This window comes from Actinomyces sp. zg-332 (assembly GCF_011751945.2).
In the GTDB taxonomy this organism is placed as follows: Bacteria; Actinomycetota; Actinomycetes; order Actinomycetales; family Actinomycetaceae; genus ZJ293.
Genome location: NZ_CP064951.1, coordinates 1,189,281 through 1,209,555 on the forward strand (window position 1 = coordinate 1,189,281; position 20,275 = coordinate 1,209,555).

The window sequence follows — 20,275 nt, forward strand, 5'->3', positions numbered from 1 at the left end:
ACTAGCCACTTTCTTCCATTCATATGTTCGCTACTCGACACTTTCCCGTTTTCTGCTCGCACACTTTTTCAACGAAACCCAACAAGCAAAACTTTGTACAATACGATTTATTCTTCTGATAAATTTTTCAAACTCTTAGCAACAATTTCTAAGTCAGTAGTTTGCCAAAAGCTAGGTATACATGAACGAAGTATACTTGAATATCGAGCATTTACTAGGCGAGAATCCAAAACAGCAAGCACACCTTTATCATCAGTACGACGTATCAAGCGACCAGCTCCCTGAGATAAAAGCAAAGCAGCATTAGGCAAAGTCACGCTCATGAAACTGTTTTCACCACGCTGAGTAGCTAAATCACATTGCGCTTGATGTAAGGGGTCATTAGGGCGAACAAAAGGAATCCTATCAATGACTACCAACCGAGATGCCTTTCCAGACACATCAACTCCTTGCCATAGCGACAAAGTACCGAATAAACAGCTATCTACGTCAGTTCTGAAACGCTCAATAAGGTTAGGAAGCTGCTCTTCTCCTTGCAACAGCACTTGTAAATCTGTATTCTCACGTATATATTCACAAGCTTTCTGACTGGCACTTATGGAGGAAAACAAACACAAAGCTCCACCTTTACTTGCCTGCAATAACTCTTTCAGACGCTGTAAATACAAATCACTTATCCCAACGCTTGGGGCTGGCAAATCACCAGCAACATATAGTATTCCCTGCTTAGAATAATCAAAAGGTGACTGGACACTAACACCGTCATATTTTGTTTTGACTCCCAAAACACTAGCTACTCGGTCAAATGACTGTCCTATTTTTAGGGTAGCTGACGTAAAAACGCTTGACCTTTCGTTGACTAAACAGTTGTAAATACCATTAGATACATTCAAAGGTGCCATATTTATATTTACATATTTCCCATCAGCACTATGCGAACACCACATGACATTACGTTTTGAAGAATATCCTAAAATATTGTCTAAAATTTCTATAACTTCTTGGGTATAAGACTTTGTAACATATATTTTTTCCAGCTTAGCAATATCTTTACCTGCAGCTACTTCTTGGTCTTTCAGTTTTACGGTAGCCGAAATTAAACCTGAGTGTATTTTTTCTATACTTTGGGTAAGCTCTTCGCCTATTCCCTCTTTCATCCAGCCTTCTCGTAATTTAGTTAGCTCATCTGCGAAATATTTTACTTCTTTGTCTAAAACTTCATCTACAACTAAACATTTTTTAAGTCTTTGCAACAAAGAACCTAAAACTACTACGTTTAAGGTGAATGTGGCTTGAGATATGACTCTTTTTTCTAAATCGTGTGCTTCATCTACAATTAAGTTGTCATACTTAGGTAAAATTGGTGTTTGGCTATTTATCTCTATCCCTAAAATAGAGTGGTTAGTTACAACTAAATCAGCCTCATTGGATTTTCTTCTAGCTTTCATTGGGAAGCATTCGTTGAAAAATGGGCAATTTTTGTTTAAGCATTCTGAGGGTGATAAGCTAACTTGTTTCCAAGCGTTTTGGCTAACACCCGGTTTTAGCTCGTCTCTATCGCCTGTAGAGGTTTGCTCAGCCCAATCACGAATCCTAAGTATCTCTCTACCTCTAACGCTAATGTTTTGTGCTTGATTTTCTTTTATTTTTTCTTTTGAATAAGCGGTATTTTGTTCTGTTTTACCAGTTTGTGCATTATCTGCTTGTAAAGAATCTATTTCCTCTTGCAAGGGGGTTGAGGTAGAAAATGGATCTTGGTCAAAACTATCAGAATTTATACCAAAAATATAAGCTATGTCTTCTGGATTTAATACAGTAGTATCTGTTTTTTCTTCTAAGCTTTCTGGATACTTTTTTGTTATTTCAGTATTATCGTCAGCGTTTTCTGTATTGACATATTCAAGCTCTTGTTCAGCATTTTCTCCACTTGCTTCTCCACCTATTTCTTCATCGAATAAGTGTTGCTCTTCAGCAAATCCCCCGTTTAGTTTATGTAGGCACAAGTAGTTCGACCAGCCTTTTAGAATAGCGATTTGTGGAACGTATTGTTTTCTCTCTTTGAACACTTCAGAAACTAAAGGAAGATCTTTAGTGTAAATTTGGTTTTGCAAAGCCAAAGTGGCAGTTGAGATTAAACACTTTTTACCTTCATAAGTTTCATTTACTGCCGGTATCAAATACCCTAAGGATTTACCAGTTCCAGTTCCAGCCTCTATTAGCAGTGGGGTCTGTTTTTCCAAAGCACTAGCTACAGCATCAACCATTTCTTGTTGACCTGTACGAGAATGGCCGTTTAGTTTTTCAACGCATTCTTCTAGTATTTCTTGAATTTCAGACATTTCTTCCCAACAGTAAAAGCGCTAACTCTCTTTTTAAGCTTTTTAAAAAGGCGGTAAATTATAGTTTAACTCATATATTCTTATATTTATAAAATTTAGCCAATATTTATCCTTTTAGTTTTACCGTAGAACAAATTTGTTGCTAAAACTCTAAGAGCTGATAAACTTTGCTCGCTTCGGTTTTGTTCCATTGCTAAAAATATTTTTAAGTTTTACGACCAGCCAATAGTTTTTAGTAAAGCAACCCTAGTATTTTGATACTAAAAATTCATAAAGTTTATCGTAAGTTAATAGCCACAATTAGACTATAACTTTTACTTAACTGTTTTTTAGTTTCGTAACATATTTGTAAAACTATTCAATGAATTCCCAATGCATGGATTACAAACCTGAATATGAGCTTTCCTAGAGTTTACTTAAAACATATAATTGGTAAAATTTATTCTGTGAATGAACATTACTTTACTGCTAATCCAAGCAAAGACTCAAACAAAAAGACAATTTCTGTCAAACTAAATGGGCAGATATATCGCCTATACACAGATTCTGGGGTTTTTTCTAACACTCGCTTAGATTTAGGTACAGAAGTTCTGCTGAAAAAAGCACCTATACCTGCTGAAACTGGGACTTTTCTAGATGCTGGTTGTGGCTGGGGACCTATATCACTATCACTAGGCTTATACAGCCCAGAAGCTGAAATCTACTCAGTGGACGTAAACGAACGTAGCGTAGAACTTACAGATTTGAATGCCAAAACATTAGGTTTGGAAAATATTCACGCTTTAGAAGTTCAAAACGCCTTGAAGTACTTCAGTGAAAACAATATTAAATTTGACTTAATATGGTCTAATCCTCCAATTAGAGTTGGTAAAGAAGCATTCCATTCTTTTTTGAAAACATACCTAGATTTACTTAAAGACAATGGCATTGCTTACCTTGTTGTACAAAAAAATTTAGGCGCTGACACTTGTATAAAGTGGTTAAATGAGCAAGGATATGTTGCCAACAAATACGCTTCACAAAAAGGTTTTCGTATAATAGAGGTAACTAAGTAAATTAGTTTAGGTTATTGCACTCTGCTAATTTTCTTTATTCGCAAGTCTTTATAGCCGTGGTTTATCTAAAACTATTTAGACATTTTACAAGCCTCATAAAGTTTAATGGTTTCTTCAACTATATCTTCTTTAGACATTTGCGAAATATCAAACCACTGTATTCTTTTATCTCTTCTAAACCATTTAATCTGTCGCCGCGATAGCTGTCTTGTAGCAATAAAAGTTTGTTCAATGGCTTCCTTCAAAGTAATTTCACCATCTAAGTAAGCTATTGTTTGAGCGTATCCTGTCGCTTTAGAAGCAGTCTTAGCCTGACGCAATCCTTTAGCGAGCAATTTTTCAGTTTCTTGAACTAAACCACTCTCAAACATTACTTCGCAACGCTGATATAGTCTTTCGTCCAAAAGCTCATTAGGCATACGAACACCTATTTGCAAAGTAGGTATTTCGTACTCGTACGTGGGTAAAGTTGAGCTGAAAGGCTTACCTGAAAGCTCTATTACTTCCAAAGCCCTTATTATTCTTCGAGTGTTTTGTTCCTCAATGTTACTAGCAGCCAAAGGGTCTTTTTCTTGTAACATTGCGTATAAAAATTCGTTTCCTTTTTCTGTAGCTAGGTTTTCGTATTTAGTTCTTACAAGAATATCTGTTGGTGGAAACTCTAGTTTATCAATTACAGCTCTAAGATATAGTCCCGATCCCCCAACAATTATTGGTAAACCCTTTTTGTATTGGATATCCTGTATGATTTTTCTCGTCTGTTCCTTATATTCAGCTACACTAGCTTCTTCTTCAATTTCTAAGCAATCAAGCATATGGTGAGGAATATTTTCCATCTCTTCAGGGCTAATTTTAGCTGTACCTATATCCATACCTTTATAAAGTTGCATAGCGTCACAGCTTATTATTTCAGCAAAAGAAACATCATCACCTAATCTATTAGGTATCGTTTTTGCCATTTGTATACTTAAAGCTGTTTTCCCTGATCCTGTTGCACCTACTACCGCTATCGTCATAGTTTTCATTGTATGACAAAAATATGTTAAATGCTCTATTATTATAAGTATGCAAGAAAATCTTGAAGAAAAGTCCAATGATGACACTATTTTACCTGTAACTTCTCAGAGAATACGCAAAAGTTTGCAAAGACTAGATTATCAGTATTTTGTAAATGAAAATGGTTGTTTTTGCACGTTTTGGAACTCGGATAAAATAATTTTTATTTACACTATGCCTGAATATATAAACATTCGTTCTACTTATATTCGTAAGGCTTGTATGGATTTTGCTAATCCTTTCAAATCTATTTCAGATTCAATTAATTTAAGTTATATGGAAGTCAAAACTTTTATTACTTCTGACGATAATGGACAAAATGCTTTTCACATTGAAAATACCTTAGATGTGACTTGTGGATTAAATGACAAACAATTAGATAGTTTCATAGCATTATCTTTCAGATGTATTTTAGACATTTGGACACACATCGACGAAAGTTTCCCAGATCCGTTACTAGTTAGCGATGGTGAAATAAAATGAATGATAATTCCTATCTAAACAATAGCAATTCTTCCTCTTTCCAAGATGATTTTACTCAGCAATCTAATACATTTCCACTAGAAGATATATTTGAAAACCTAGTAGAAACTGAGCAGACAGTTTTAGAATACGATAATATAGCTTTAGATGACAAAAGCAATAAAGCTCTAGAGAAGTTAATTTCTGAAATCAATGATACTAATATCCCTTTTCAAGTAGATTACTGGCATATCGCAAATATTTTACAACTGTTAGGTGCTTCAACAGTAGATGTTGACCAGCTTATGAAAGATACTTTAGAAAATGGTCATTTGTCTTCAGAAATTTATATAGAAGATGAATGTACCCCTAATTCTTTAAAGTTTGTTATTGAGATTTTATCTTATGAAGAGAGCAAACAAATTTTAATAACTACTTTGAACACTAATTATACTGATACAGAGGTTGATTCAAATCAAATTTACGATATTACTAATTCGTGGAATATTGATAATTTTTCCCCAACTGTTGCTATAAGTGACTATAAAGATAACGAATATACCGTTCAGACAAAACAGATTTACGACATAACACATGGAGCTAGTATTAATCAGCTTTATACATGGATAAACAACGCAATCTCAATGGCTTTTCAAGCTCAACGTGGAGTAAAAACGTATTATATTGATTTATAATGGTTATAGGCAGGGTGAAATAAATTTATCCTACTTTGATTTTTGAGCATTATTTTCAATGTTTGCTTTTGAGTTGTTTTATTAGTGCTTTTGCTAGCTCATTTTTGGGTACGAACCTTGTTTTTACTTTTAAGTATACACAGTTGATTTTACGTACACAAAGTAAAGCTCCTGATTATTTATTTGTCAGTACTTCGTTAACTATACAAGTTTAGGCAACACAAACCTAGTGTTTCCTTACCTATTACAAGTAACTCATCCTATGAAAGCCTAAGATTTTCTACTCACATATTTTACGTATTAGAGTAAGGATAGAACCTACATAGGTTTGCCAATTCTGATAGTTGGTATTCCAAGAGAAACCTTATTAGATTTTGCTTCTTCCTCTGCACTCTTTGAACTTTCCCAAGCATCTCCTGCGCGAGTCTTGCGTACATCAAATAGGTCATTAGAAAGGGCTGAATCAGCAATTAGGTAATGAGGTGCTGCTTGAGTAACTTTTACTTTAACCATGTCACCTGGACGAGGTAAAGCGTTATCTTCCATACCACTTGGCAAAGCAAAATGCACTAGACGGTTATCTGCTGCTCTACCAGACAAACGATGTGAATGTCCATCTTTTCGTCCTTGTCCTTCAGCGATAAGTACTTCTACTTCTTGTCCAACTAACTTCAAGTTCTCTTCATAAGAGATTTCCTTTTGACGTTTGAGTAAACGCGTATACCGTTCAGAAACAATATCAGGATCAACTTGATTTTCCATATCAGCAGCTGGTGTACCTGGACGAGGTGAGTATATGAAAGTATAAGCAGAAGCAAAACGTGCTTCTTCAAGCAAATCCATAGTTTGTTCAAAGTCTGAATCAGTTTCGCCAGGGAATCCCACAATGATATCTGTAGTTATATTAGCGTTAGGAATTTCGTTCCTTACCTTTGAAAGGATATTTAAGAATTTATCTCTCCTATATGAGCGTCTCATTGCTCTTAAGATATCGTTTGAGCCTGATTGTAAAGGCATATGTAAACTTGGCATTACTGTAGGTGTCTGTGCCATTGCTTCTATTACATCATCAGAAAATGCTGCTGGATGAGGGGAAGTAAAACGTAGTCTTTCTAGCCCTTCAATCTGTCCAACACTTCTAAGTAGCTTAGCGAAAGCACCGCGTTCTCCAAAACTTACACCATAAGAGTTAACGTTTTGTCCCAATAAAGTGACTTCGATAGCTCCTTGAGATAAGACTGCTTCAACTTCAGCCATAATGTCACCAGGACGACGATCCCTTTCTTTACCACGCAAATGCGGAACAATACAGAAAGTACAAGTGTTGTTGCACCCCACTGAAATTGACACCCAAGCAGCATAAACCGATTCGCGCTTAGTAGGTAAAGTTGATGGGAAAACTTTCAAAGATTCTTCAATCTCAACTGCTGCTTGTTCGTTATGTTTTGCTCTTTCTAGTAACGCTGGCAAAACATCTATATTGTGCGTACCAAACACAGCATCCACATATGGAGCTCTTTCAATAATGCCCTGACGCATTTGCTGTGCTAAGCAACCCCCAACAGCAATTTGCATACCTGGTCGTGATTTTTTCACCGATGCCAATTGACCTAAATGTCCAAATAGTTTATTTGAAGCATTTTCTCGAACTGAACAAGTATTCAGTACAACTACATCAGCACCTTTATCACCTGCTAGTGTTGCTCTAGCTAAAGCTTGTGGAACTTTATCAACATGAACTAATCCTGCTTCTTCTAGTAACCCAGATATACGCTCAGAATCGTGAACATTCATCTGACAACCCAAAGTAACAACATTATACGTTCTCTGCATCTTTACACTCATTTTCTATATTTATATACGGCTTTACACAAATCAATCCAAAGTAGATAATAATTCTAATGCCTTATTAACGCAAAAGTTAACGGTATTACAACGAATTTCTTCTCTATTACCACTTGTTTTATACAAAACAGATGTTTCTTTATTCCTATATTTTATTCCCACGTATACTGTTCCTGCTTCTTTGCCTTCATAAGGACCAGGACCAGCAACTCCAGTAGTTGCAATACTCATATCTGATTCTAGTAATTTAGCAACACCTATAGCCATTTGCTTAGCAACGTCAGAACATACTGTGCCTTCTTCTTGTATGAGTTTTTGAGAAACACCTAATACTTTTGTTTTGATTTCAGCAGAATATGCGACAACTGCACCTTTAAAAACTTCTGATGCACCAGATACGTTTACTATCGTTGCCGCCAGCAACCCACCGGTTAGTGACTCAGATACTGATATTTGTATATCACGTTCTTTTAAGATTTTTACTAACTCTTTTACTTTTTCATCTGCCACGTTAAACCTGATTTCTAGTAAATATATTCGTCAGAGCTTTCCTGTAAAACTCTAGGTAATACATCATTTATAACATTATACGTGAATCCTCGGTTTATTAAAGATGCTGTGATTTTTTGTTTCTGTTTAAGTACAGGTTGTTTAGAAAGTGTTGATAGTTTTTTAACAGTAAATTCTGTAGCTATACTAACTTGCTCTTCATAACTATACTCTTCTAATATTTCGCTTATAATTTCTGCTGATATTCCTTTTTCATATAATGTTTGTTTGACTTTTTTAGGACCTATTTTCTTTATTCTAACTGCTTGAGTCAAAAAATCTTCAGCATATTGTCTATCGTTAATCAAACCTGTCTTTTCAAGTTCATCTAATAGATTATCTACATCAGCAATTTCCCCACCATAGTCGACTAAAGTATTAAACAGTTGCGCCCTTGTTCTGCCACAGTAATTTAGGACATTCATTGCTTTCTTACATAAGTCCTCATATGAAGGATTGTTATGCCGTGTTGTTTTTCTGAAAGGTTGATACTTAATTGAGTTAGTTTTTGCAGAAAACTCCGTATTTTCTTGTAACATAATTATCTTTGTTAAAGCTAGTAAATTCATTTATGAGGTATCTAAGGAAATATCTAGGTACGGTAGCTATTACCCAAGTCAAAAGCAAACATTTTAGCAGTGAGCTCAAGTTTCACTACCGTACTGTAACTAGATTCTATACCTATTTCAAGCTAGTAAATATTAATCGACAATATCAATATCTACATCTTTCAAAGAAACTTTTTCTTCAGCCCCTGCTTCATCTACAGTTAGATCTTCCTCTAAATTAGCGTATTCTCCGACCTTTAAGGCTCTCTTAATCTGATCTTCGATTTCCTCAGCTAGCTCAGGGTTGTCCTTCAAAAGTTTACGAACATTTTCTTTACCTTGACCTAGGCTCTCAGAATTATATCTAAACCATGATCCTGATTTAACAATAACTTTTGTACTAATACCGTAATCAATTAGGCTAGCTTCGTGAGAAATACCTTCACCGTACATGATGTCAAACTCTGCTGTTTTAAAAGGAGGAGCCATCTTGTTCTTAACAACTTTAGCTTTCGTATGGTTACCAACAATATCCAAGCCATCTTTCAAAGCTTCTGCTCTCTTGATTTCTATGCGGATTGAGGCATAGAATTTCAAAGCTTTACCACCCGTAGTTGTTTCAGGGTTACCATATACGTTACCAATCTTGTCACGTACTTGGTTAATAAAAATAGTTGTTGTTCCAGTTGCTGACATAGTACCAGTTAGTTTACGCATAGCTTGGCTCATCAACCTAGCTTGTAGACCCATGTGTGATTCACCCATGTATCCTTCAATTTCAGCTTTAGGAACAAGAGCGGCAACAGAGTCAACAACGATTAAATCAACACCACCTGAACGAATAAGAATATCAGCAATCTCTAATGCTTGTTCACCAGTATCAGGTTGAGAAACAAGTAGGTTATCAATGTCCACACCAAGTTTCTTCGCATATTCAGGATCCAAAGCGTGTTCAGCGTCAATAAAAGCAGCAGTTCCACCAGCTTTTTGGACCTGAGCCACAGCGTGCAGAGCAACAGTAGTTTTACCAGAAGACTCTTGTCCATAAATTTCTATAACTCTACCTTTTGGAAGTCCACCAATTCCCAAAGCGATATCCAAAGCAAAAGAGCCAGTTGGAATAACAGATACAGGTACGTTCGCCCTTTCACCTAGACGCATTACCGAACCTTTACCGTATTGTTTATTGATTTCACTAAGAGCGGACTGTAGCGCCGCACTACGATCATCAGATGAAAGCTTAGCCATATTTCTTCCTTACAATAATGCGTCATAAGACGCGAACCGACAGATCTGGTTTCTAAAACAGAATTTCCCTCTCCGAGAACCTGTATACAACACTACGCCCAACCAACAACGTATTTTCATAAAATTATCAAAATGTGGATAACTTTCAGTTGTACGAGAAAAATTATAAATCGTACATTTGTTCGATTCAATACAGACACGACATTTCACCTATTTTTCCTAAATATTTACTTTCTTTAAAATAACAATTACCTTTCTTCTCTTGACACACAAAGAAAAAGGGAATCGACTATATGCTCACTAAACTAATTCTCTAGAAATAAGAGATACAAATACCAAAACAAGGCTCAAAAAATAACACAAAAAATAGACCCTGTATTCGCACCAAACCTAGCTTGAACACAGAGCCCACTACACACTCACACAATCAGTAAGCCGAAAAAGCAACTAATTATAAAACCTTTTTGCTTTTATACTCAAATATAGTGAATAGATAGGACCCACAATAGGAATAAAAATAATAGCTAAAAGTCTAACTAAAGACCTAAGTGGATTTTCAAAAACATCATGTTCTTTCAAAAGGAAAACAATAGCAACAGCTAAAAGAATAAGATACAAAAAATACATAGCAAGAATTACGATATCATAAGTAGATGGAGCAAGAATATTTTCCATAATTGTTCCCTTTTGTTTCACAGCATAAAGAACAAAATCTTAAACATATTTATAACAAAAAACTAAAATCTAAGCAAACGTAAATACATCCAATTTGAAAACAAATAATACTTTTGTTACAGGTTCAGAAAAGCTTTCTCTTTTAGAATAATTCTCCGTTCCTTTTTCTCCTTCTTCCCACAAAGCATACAAACAAAAAGAAAGTCATAAAGTGAAGATAAATTATATGCTAGCCGTATATTAATCGTACTAAGTGACTTTAAAGCACACAAAACCAATAGAAAAATACCTAAACCTTACACTTCATACAAATAAAAGAAAAGGGCAAAACTTACCCTAAAAAACACAAGTAATTACAATACAAGAAATAAAAATAAGAAATACTCAAAATAGACTCTATGCAAATATCACAAAAAATCCAGCACTAAACAATGCTAACCAAAACCACACACTGGCAAAAAGTAGAAAAATACAAAACTAATCAAAACCCTAAGCCCGCAAATCAATGAACAATACTAATCAAAATTCTAAGTCCACAAAACCAACAATCAAAACTAAACAAAGACAAAATACACAACCAACACAAAAACTTAGCAAAACGCAAAAAATAAATACCTAAAAAATCACTAACAATCAGTCATTAACACTAAAATTACATATTTTTACAAAACACACTAAAGGAAACTATTTTCCTTTTTTATCTTTTTTATCCAAACGGTGATTCCAAAGAAATTTCTCACCTATGCCACTGCTTATAACTAAATCTTTCCAAATCTCAATTGGTTTTTCACCATTTTTCATGGCTTGTTCACAAGTAACACCGAAGCCATCTAATACTAAATCTGTATATAAAGACCGTCCGTATACAGTGCCAAAAACTTCGTCCAATGAACGAAAAAATTCAGAAGATTTCAAAATCTACTTCACAATCTGTACAGGAAGAGAAAAATCTAAATGAGAAATAGCGTAAGCTTCTAAATTATTTGCAACTTCACGCAAAATCACAGACAAAGAAACATTCATAGCAGCACAAATGGAAGCAAGTAGTTCAGAAGAAGCCTCTTTTTGTCCACGTTCAACTTCACTCAAATACCCCAAAGAAACCAAAGCTTTTTCAGATACTTCACGCAAAGTCATTCCAGAATCTTTACGAGTATCTCGCAAAACTCTTCCAAGTTCTTCCCTAAATAAAGGCACAGCTTTAGAATTAGACGAGATTAAGGAAGTCGTAAATTCGAATCCACCCGTATTAATTTTTGTATCAATTTGTTTATTCATAAAGTATTAAACAATCCTCATCTAATTAAATTTCATTTTAGTTATAAAATGATACCACAATTCCATTGAAAGAAAATAGCGAAAACATTAAAAGTTGAACATAATAGACTCAACTTTAATAAAACGAATATGAATCGCGATGATACAATATCATCTTATTTTTCTACTTTAGATTCCTTTATAGCTTTCCAAGCAACAAAAAGATAGTCAATAAAGCTCAAAATTGTAAGAACTAAAGCTATCCACATCATTACTACACGGAAAAGATCAAAATATCCTGATTCAGCAAGAGGAATAAAGTACCCAAAAGGAAACACAAATAAGAAAATCAAAAACATTTGAGAAACAGTCTTCCACTTACCCAAATCAGAGGCAGCAATGACAATATTCTTCAAAAGCGCAAACCTCAAAGCAGTTATTAAGAAATCCCTCAAACCGACAATAATTGTGAAAAACCAAGGTAAGAAACCACAGTAAGACAATGCAATAAAGCCACCTAATACCAAAAACTTATCAGCAATAGGATCAATTATTTTTCCGTAAGTGGTTACTAGGTTATATTTGCGAGCCCAATCACCATCATATTTATCACTAGCCACAGCAAGCATATACAAAATTGTCATGGTCCACACAAGAGGTGGATAGTGGTTATCATATTTATTTATATAAACAAATAGACCGATAAAAATAGGAGCAACAATTAAACGAAATGTCGTTAAAACATTCGCAAAATTCCATACCTTACTCTCAGTGAAAACACTCATCTTCTCCCCTTAACGCCCAGTAAGTTGCCAAGCATCCTCGCCCATATCATTCTCATCGTCGTAGTAGTCAACTACTTCTTGATAACTAGATGATTTAGATGACTCAACATTCATACCTATATCAGTATAGTCTGTTTCTGTAGTTTTTGATACAGGGATTTCACCTTTTAACATTGCTAATATTCTAGGCAACTCTTCAACTTCAACTAGAACATCTCTAGGTTTAGATCCTTTAGATGGACCAACCACTTCACGAGACTCTAATAAATCCATTAAACGACCTGCCCTAGCAAAACCAACTCGAAGTTTTCGCTGTAGCATAGAAACTGACCCGACTTGTGCCCCAACAACTACTTCAGCAGCACGCAGTAAATCTTCTAAATCATTACCAATATCTTCCGCAACAACAACTTTTTCCTTAGCAGAAACAACATCTTCTCTATATTGAGGTCTAAGCTGAGCTTTCACATGGTTTACTACTGAATGAATTTCGCTTTCACTCACCCACGCACCTTGCACACGGATAGGCTTGCTGGAACCAGAACCCAAATATAAAGCGTCACCCTGACCAATAAGCTTTTCAGCCCCTGACTGGTCCAAAATAACCTTAGAGTCAACTGCTGCTGAAGTGGCAAAAGCTAGACGTGAAGGAATATTTGATTTAATCAAACCAGTAACAACATCAACGCTAGGACGCTGAGTAGCTACAACAATATGAACACCAGCTGCGCGCCCAAGCTGAGTTATACGCTGAATCGAGCTTTCAACGTCTCTTGGTGCAACCATCATCAAATCGGCTAACTCGTCCACAATAGTTAATAAATATGGGAACGGAACTAGTTTACGTTTACTATTAGGCAAAGGCTCAACTTTTCCCTCTCTAATAGCTTTGTTGAAGTCATCTATATGTTTGTAGCCATAAGTAGACATATCATCATAACGATAGTCCATTTCTTTAACTACCCATTCCAAAGCCTCTGCAGCTTTTTTAGCATCAGTAATAATAGGGGTAATCAAATGAGGAATTCCCTCATAAATAGTAAGCTCAACTCTCTTAGGATCAACTAAAATCATACGCACCTGATCAGGGGTTGCACGCATCATAATTGAAGTAATCATGGAGTTCACAAATGAAGACTTACCTGCACCTGTAGCACCAGCAACTAGTAAATGAGGAGTTTTGACCAAATTAGTTGTAACAAAAGCTCCCTCAACGTCCTTTCCCATGCCAACAACCATAGGGTGAGTATCATTCATAGCTACACTTGAACGTAAAACATCACCTAAAACAACTATTTCTCTATCGTTATTAGGGATTTCGATACCAATTGCTGATTTTCCAGGGATAGGTGACAATATGCGAACTTCATCAGTTGCAACAGTATAAGCAATATCCTTAGAAAGCTTTGTCACACTGTCAACTTTTGCACCAGCTCCTAGCTGTATCTCATATAAAGTAACTGTTGGTCCTCTAGAAAAACCAGTGACGGTTGCATCAACTTTAAACTGTTCAAATAGGCGAGTTAAAGCGTCAATAATTTTGTCATTGTCAGCTGAATGCTTTACAGATTCCCTACCCCTTACAAGCAAATCTTGGTTAGGTAAATTGTAAGTTATCTCAGGAGCTTGCAATAGCTGAACTGGAGAGGAAAACTGCTGAGCAACATCACTTTCGTTTTCAGGTTTTTCTTGTTCAAGAAGCGTTGTATTATCAGCAGATTCTGAAGGTACATCAGCAAAGTTATCTTTAGGTTCATCCATTACATTCAAGAACTCTGGTACTTGCGTTTTATCTATGCTAGGTTGAGTAAAAGCATTAGGCTGAGGCTTAGGGGAAACGGTTGTGTTATCAGAATAGTTACTTACTGGCTTATTCTGAGATAAATCGACGTTAGGAATAAACTGTGTTTGGTCATTATCAGTAGCTGTATCGCTCATATAAGGAGCTTCATTTACTTCAGAATCAGACTGTTTACCTTTACCAAAATTCTTAATGCGAGAAAATAAACTAGTTTTTGGCTCAGTATTTATCGCAGTTCTGAATGGTTCATCTCCATCGTATAACTCAAGTTGCTTAGGAACATAATTATCAACATTGGAGCTTTCACCCTGCGAACTATCCTTCTTCCTTACATAGTTGAATACTTCTACTACACTCATATTTACAACATACAAAGATAAGAAAAGAGTAATTAAGATTAATATAGGAATAGCAACATAGGAAGAGAATAAGTATTGAAGCGGATGTCCAATTAGCCAACCGAATATGCCACCAGCAGATTCAATTAAAGCTATTTTATTCATTGATGGAGATCCACAGATAACATGCGTAATAGAAAGTAAAGATAAAAATATTCCAGACAATCCGATAAGCTTACGTCTTTGTCCCTCAGAAAAACTAGAAGTTCTCATCATCGCAATAGCTAAAACTATTAATATGATAGGAAGAACCATAGCATAAATGCCAAATAGCCCAGCAAATATGTGGTGAATTATTTGTCCAGCAACACCACTTATATTTACCCATTCACGCAAAGCAACAATGACGGCTACCCCTAAAAGGATAAAAGCAAAACCGTCACGTCTAATAGGCGAACTAGCAGAATTAGTGTTTTCACTCTTAGTAAAAACGTTCTTTATCCCAGCGTTGAATCTGGCAAAAACACTACTTTTTTCAGCTTTTTTTCTATTTTTCTTCCCCATGTAAACTTTACTCTCTTATATAAACTTAACTACAAAAACAGTCTATCAATTTTCGCTAATATTTTTGTGACATTTGTTTTATATTTTAAAAGATTCTATGTTGCATTTCTTTCTATAACTAATGTAGCACTTATAACTCATTTTCCAAAAGAATATCGATTTCCATACTGCTTGGACAGTGAGCATTACCAACTTTACTCGCACACATAGCAGCTGCTAAATTAGCTCTTCTAACACTATCATAAACGCTGTGATTACTCATTAAGCTTGCTACGAGCACACCAGTATGAGTATCAGCAACACCTGTGGTATCTACTACTGGTTTCTTAAAACAAGGCACCGAAACTACTTTAGAATCAGTGTTTTTTTCTTTTACTCTACAGTCTAAAACACCATCACGGATAACAATCAAAGCACTATCTTTTACTTTTTCACTTAGCATAGACCACATTTTATCGTCGTCTATATTGATAGAATCTTTCCCACTCAAGTAATCGCCTATATCTTTATTTGTGCTTTTCTCTACGAAGTCTTTGAGGAAAATAGTATTTATCTCACGTTTATTTATAGTAAGAATATCTGTCATTTCAAGCATTTCTTCAATATTTTCAAACGAGATTTTTTCAACAAATGGCCCAGGAGAAAATACTATATTTACGTGTCTTGGAATAGTCTTACACCATTTCAAAAGAACTCTTGCACTGGTTTCGTTGGACAAATCCATGCCTGAAACAAAAACATAATCATTAGCTTGTAATGTTATATCTTCAAGTTCAGATAGTTGAGGTTCTGCTTCAACACCTGAAGAAACTATATAAGTATAATTTCCTTTAGAATCTCGCAAGTTTAAGTTCATTCCATTGTCTCCGATTACTTCTTCAACAATGCATTCAATATTTTCTAGTCTAAAGACTTCCTTTATTTGCTTAGAGTTAGGTCCTGTTCCCAAAGGACTAGCACAACAAGTTTTTACTCCTTGTCGTGCAACCGCACTTAGAACTATAAATCCTGCACCCAAAACAATAGAAGACGCTTTTGCAAAAGTTCCTGTTCCAGTTTTAGGTATCTCATTTATAGTCAATGGTAAATCCATTAGTATTCTTTGTGTTGAGATAAAGCAAGGTTCATTTGGTTTTCTATACATTCTTCTCCAAGCATACTACTTATGGATTAGTAATAACTAAACTTAAGTTTTATTCAATAATTATATATGAAATATTACTTTGAAGTAATAAGAATTAGTTGCGTACCGTAACATGAAGCATGCCACTAATAGCTTGAGTAATTCTATGAACAGCTATTTAAAATTTCTTTTATACTGACAAAAATACCTATAAAACCAGTATTTATACAAATTTGAAAAATAAATAAAAACAAGTAAGTAATATAAAAGTAAGAGTTAGTATTTTATAAACAATAATTCTTTCTGAAATATTGTATTATCATCACTTATGATGTGTGCAAACTAATAATAAACAATAGAAAAATAAAATAATTTTGCGCTAATACTTATAAATAACAGTTAGGGCTTACTTTCGCTATGTATCGAAAGTAAGCCCTAACTGTTTACACAAGCTAAATCTCTATAACTACAGGCATAATTACAGGATATCTACGTAAAGAAGTAGATAAGAATCGACCTAATGCTCTGCGAGCTATCTGTTGTAAGACATAAGCATCTTTTTCACCATTACTTAGAGCTTTTTGCACATTTTGATTAATCTTATTCAATACGTCATCAAAGATATCTTTTTCCTCACAAACACCTTTAAACTCAACTCTTGCTGGTGCCATTAATAACTTTTCTTTGAAATCTACTACCAAAACAATATTAATTACACCCTCACTACCAAGAGCAAGTCTTTGTTGTAAATCTTTATCTTCAATTTCACCAATGCTATTGCCATCAACATAAATGTACTCATTTGGAATACGAGCAACTCTTTTAGCTACCCCATCTTTCAATTCGACAACAACACCGTTTGGAGCATATAAAACATTACTTTCTGGTACTCCAGTTTCTTCCGCTAAACGACCATTGGCAATTAAATGACGTGATTGACCGTGGATAGGAATAACATTCTTAGGTTTAACTATATTGTAACAATACAAAAGTTCTCCACTACCAGCGTGACCAGATACGTGCACACGAGCCTTAGCCTGATGGACAACATCAACACCCAAAGCAGTCAAATCATCAATAACTCTAAACACTTTATTCTCGTTCCCTGGTATAAGTGAAGAAGCAAAAATAACAGTGTCACCTGTTTCAACAGAAACAAATTTATGAGATTCACTAGCTATACGGGACAAAGCAGCTAAAGGCTCACCTTGAGAACCTGTAACCATATACACTCTCTGATTTTCAGGTAACTCAGCAATATAATGTTGATCCACTAAAATGCTCATATCTGGAACACTTAGGTAACCCTCTTCAATAGCTATATGCATATTGCGTATCATTGAACGCCCAACTAAGCACACTTTGCGGTTGTGTTTATAAGCACAATCTATTACTTGCTGAACCCTATGCACGTGTGAAGAAAACGAAGCGACCACAATCTGCCCAGTAGCATTAGCAAAACAGCTATCTAATACAGGAGTAATTTCACATTCATGTGTAGTAAACCCTGGGTGTTCAGCATTCGTTGAGTCAACCATAAATAGGTCAACTCCTTCTTGCCCTAAGTTAGAAAAAGCACGTAAATCAGTCAAACGACCATCCAAAGGCAACTGATCCATTTTGAAATCGCCAGTAATTAGCACTTTACCAGCTTGCGTCCTAATCATAATTGCCATAGCATCAGGGATAGAGTGGTTCACTGCCACAAATTCTAGATTAAAACTATCTAAGTCGTAAGTTTCAGTTTCACGAACAGTAATCAAATTCGCATTTTTTATACCAAATTCTTCAAGCTTTGCCTCTAAGAAAGCCAAAGTTAAATTAGAAGAAATAATAGGAATATCTCCACGATGTTTTAACAAGTATGGCACAGCACCAATGTGATCTTCATGTCCATGTGTCAAAACTAGAGCTTCAACTTTGTCTATCCTGTCGAGAACATAGGTAAAGTCAGGTAAAATTAAGTCCACACCCGGATGAGATTCTGTAGGAAAATACACTCCGCAGTCAACAATCAAAAGCTTTGAATCATATTCAAATACAGTCATATTCCTACCAACTTCACCCAGTCCTCCCAAGGCAATGATTCGTAGTGATGATGAAGGAGGTAAATCAGAACTATCTAGTAATTGTAAATCATTTATATTCAAATCCACGGTAAAGTATCTTTCTTAAAATTTTCATATCTCTTATATAACTATATCACTAGAACAACATTATAAAGCAAGCACCCATTATCCAAGCGAATATAACCGCTTACACATCAATTCGAAAGCAGTATAATTAACATTTTCGCATAAGTCCTTAAAGTTACTATATATTGACTTTCTCACATAGTAGCTTACAGGTTGAAATCACGAAATTTTTAGGTAATCTAAAATATTTTTATTTAAAGCTCACTTGGTGATTAAACAGTAAGTTTATGTAAACTTGTAACAGAAAAAGTAGCTTTGATAGTCTCCCATCACAAATTATAAGTACCGTTTCTAGTGATTTTATTTACCTAATACAACGTTGACCATAGGACGAGAAACAATTTCTTCAGCAAGAACCTTAGTGTCCTCGACTGTTACAGAATTGATGCGTTTTATAGTTTCATCTACACATATATAGCGACCAAATATTAGCTCAGAACGAGCTAGTCGTCCCATACGCGAAGTATTATCTTCAAGACCCATAAGCATTGTGCCTTTTAGCTGTCCCCTAGTCATCTCTAACTCTATCTCGCTCAAGCCTTTATCAGCAATGTCATGTAACTGTTCTAACATCAAGTTAGTAACTTCATTTGTACTATCAGCATTACACCCTGCATACATACCAAAAATACCGTTATCACTATAAGCAGTATCAAAAGCATAAGTGGTATAAGCTAAGCCACGTTTTTCTCTAATCTCTTGGAAAAGACGAGAAGACATGCCCCCACCCAAAGCAGAATTTACTACACTCATAACTATTAGACGTTCATCAGTAACATTAAACCCTTGAGTTCCTAGTAAAACGTGGTTTTGTTGACTATCTTTTTCTATAAAGTGTTTTTGTGCGTTTATAGGAATTTCTTTTAAATCTTTGCTTCTACGGTACGGAACTTTAGAAGAAGAAATATCCCAGCCTCCTTTAGCTAGATATTTCAAGACTAATTCACATAGTTCGTCGTGGTTTACGTTTCCAGTGGCAACAACTACGAGTTTATCTGAAGAATAGTTGCTGTAGTAGTGATTTAGTACACTTTCACGCTGAACAAGATTAATAGTTTCATAAGTTCCTCCAACTGGCCGGCCTAGAGGATGATTCATGAATATTTGTTCACTGAATTTTTCGTAAACAACTTCGTTTAGATCATCTAGTCCCATCGCAAGTTCATCTATAATGACTTTCTTTTCAGTTTCGAACTCTTTATATTCTATCGTAGAAGAAGTCACCATGTCTAATAAAATCTCGCAAGCCATTGGAAGATGCTCACATAATACACGTGCATAGTAGGCTGTGTATTCTTTAGCTGTAGCAGCGTTATTTTCGCCACCAACACTATCAAAGCTCTGAGCAATATCTTGGGCAGAGCGTGTATTAGTACCTTTAAATAGCAAGTGTTCTAAGAAGTGTGTAGATCCGTAGATTTCCTCATTTTCGTCCCGTGATCCTAAAGGAAACCAGCACCCTATTGAAGCACTAAAAGTTGCTGGAATTTTTTCAGTGAGTACAGTTACCCCACCAGGCAATATGCTGCGACGAATAAGTGTTTTTTCATCAAGTACAATATTAGATTTTACGTCAGTGTGATCAACTTGATCTAAAGGAATAAAACTATAGTTATCTAACATTTCTTATCCACATTCAAAGATTTTAAATCAGAATAATAACAAATTTATAAACAAGTTAAGTCATATATTTATAACTAATAATAAAAGAGTTTAGGGGAAAAACTCCCCTAAACTCAA

17 protein-coding genes are annotated in these 20,275 nt (G+C 35.2%); 3 read left to right on the plus strand and 14 right to left on the minus strand.

Annotated features, from left to right (window positions below):
• Positions 1-107: 107 nt before the first annotated feature.
• Positions 108-2,339, minus strand: coding sequence for an ATP-dependent DNA helicase (locus HCQ94_RS04875; protein ID WP_166982353.1), 2,232 nt, complete (start codon positions 2,337-2,339; stop codon positions 108-110).
• 446 nt (positions 2,340-2,785) lie between these two features.
• Here HCQ94_RS04875 and HCQ94_RS04880 point away from each other — a divergent pair, with 446 nt between their 5' ends.
• Positions 2,786-3,394 (plus strand): class I SAM-dependent methyltransferase, encoded by a 609-nt coding sequence (locus HCQ94_RS04880; protein ID WP_232525714.1) that lies wholly within the window; start codon positions 2,786-2,788, stop codon positions 3,392-3,394.
• A gap of 71 nt (positions 3,395-3,465) precedes the next feature.
• Here HCQ94_RS04880 and miaA read toward each other — a convergent pair whose 3' ends face one another.
• Entirely contained in the window at positions 3,466-4,419 is a 954-nt protein-coding gene (gene miaA, locus HCQ94_RS04885; RefSeq protein ID WP_166982355.1) for a tRNA (adenosine(37)-N6)-dimethylallyltransferase MiaA, read from the minus strand.
• 40 nt (positions 4,420-4,459) lie between these two features.
• On the opposite strand from miaA, the gene HCQ94_RS04890 reads away from it, so the two are divergent.
• Entirely contained in the window at positions 4,460-4,933 is a 474-nt protein-coding gene (locus HCQ94_RS04890; RefSeq protein ID WP_166982357.1) for a hypothetical protein, read from the plus strand.
• Positions 4,930-5,607 (plus strand): hypothetical protein, encoded by a 678-nt coding sequence (locus tag HCQ94_RS04895; protein WP_166982359.1) that lies wholly within the window; start codon positions 4,930-4,932, stop codon positions 5,605-5,607. Before HCQ94_RS04890 ends, HCQ94_RS04895 begins: the two co-directional genes overlap by 4 nt.
• Positions 5,608-5,925: 318 nt before the next feature.
• Here the strand turns inward: HCQ94_RS04895 and miaB are convergent, their stop codons facing one another.
• The 12 genes from miaB to HCQ94_RS04955 form a co-directional block, all read right to left on the minus strand.
• A complete protein-coding gene (gene miaB, locus HCQ94_RS04900; RefSeq protein ID WP_166982361.1) occupies positions 5,926-7,452 on the minus strand; it encodes a tRNA (N6-isopentenyl adenosine(37)-C2)-methylthiotransferase MiaB in 1,527 nt (508 codons plus the stop codon).
• Between the two features lie 30 nt (positions 7,453-7,482).
• The gene (locus HCQ94_RS04905; RefSeq protein WP_166982363.1) at positions 7,483-7,962 is read right to left on the minus strand and encodes a CinA family protein; all 480 of its coding nucleotides are present in this window, start codon (positions 7,960-7,962) and stop codon (positions 7,483-7,485) included.
• A 14-nt stretch (positions 7,963-7,976) separates the two neighbouring features.
• Positions 7,977-8,540 carry a regulatory protein RecX gene (locus HCQ94_RS04910; protein WP_166982365.1) on the minus strand — a complete coding sequence of 188 codons (564 nt, stop codon included), beginning with the start codon at positions 8,538-8,540 and terminating at the stop codon, positions 7,977-7,979.
• A 162-nt stretch (positions 8,541-8,702) separates the two neighbouring features.
• Complete coding sequence (gene recA / locus HCQ94_RS04915; RefSeq protein ID WP_166978837.1) at positions 8,703-9,797, minus strand: recombinase RecA; 1,095 nt, start codon at positions 9,795-9,797, stop codon at positions 8,703-8,705.
• A gap of 447 nt (positions 9,798-10,244) precedes the next feature.
• Positions 10,245-10,472, minus strand: a complete 228-nt coding sequence (locus HCQ94_RS04920; RefSeq protein ID WP_166982367.1) for a hypothetical protein — start codon at positions 10,470-10,472, stop codon at positions 10,245-10,247.
• Between the two features lie 684 nt (positions 10,473-11,156).
• Entirely contained in the window at positions 11,157-11,387 is a 231-nt protein-coding gene (locus tag HCQ94_RS04925; protein ID WP_166978841.1) for a DUF3046 domain-containing protein, read from the minus strand.
• Between the two features lie 3 nt (positions 11,388-11,390).
• The gene (locus HCQ94_RS06295; protein ID WP_166978843.1) at positions 11,391-11,750 is read right to left on the minus strand and encodes a helix-turn-helix domain-containing protein; all 360 of its coding nucleotides are present in this window, start codon (positions 11,748-11,750) and stop codon (positions 11,391-11,393) included.
• A 155-nt stretch (positions 11,751-11,905) separates the two neighbouring features.
• Positions 11,906-12,514, minus strand: a complete 609-nt coding sequence (gene pgsA, locus HCQ94_RS04935; protein WP_166982369.1) for a CDP-diacylglycerol--glycerol-3-phosphate 3-phosphatidyltransferase — start codon at positions 12,512-12,514, stop codon at positions 11,906-11,908.
• Between the two features lie 9 nt (positions 12,515-12,523).
• Positions 12,524-15,217, minus strand: coding sequence for an FtsK/SpoIIIE family DNA translocase (locus tag HCQ94_RS04940; protein ID WP_166982371.1), 2,694 nt, complete (start codon positions 15,215-15,217; stop codon positions 12,524-12,526).
• Between the two features lie 130 nt (positions 15,218-15,347).
• Positions 15,348-16,361: a PfkB family carbohydrate kinase gene (locus HCQ94_RS04945; RefSeq protein ID WP_166982374.1), complete on the minus strand. Its 1,014-nt coding sequence runs from the start codon at positions 16,359-16,361 to the stop codon at positions 15,348-15,350.
• A 431-nt stretch (positions 16,362-16,792) separates the two neighbouring features.
• The gene (locus tag HCQ94_RS04950; RefSeq protein ID WP_442858906.1) at positions 16,793-18,490 is read right to left on the minus strand and encodes a ribonuclease J; all 1,698 of its coding nucleotides are present in this window, start codon (positions 18,488-18,490) and stop codon (positions 16,793-16,795) included.
• Between the two features lie 345 nt (positions 18,491-18,835).
• Positions 18,836-20,158 (minus strand): M16 family metallopeptidase, encoded by a 1,323-nt coding sequence (locus HCQ94_RS04955; protein WP_166982376.1) that lies wholly within the window; start codon positions 20,156-20,158, stop codon positions 18,836-18,838.
• Positions 20,159-20,275 lie beyond the last annotated feature (117 nt).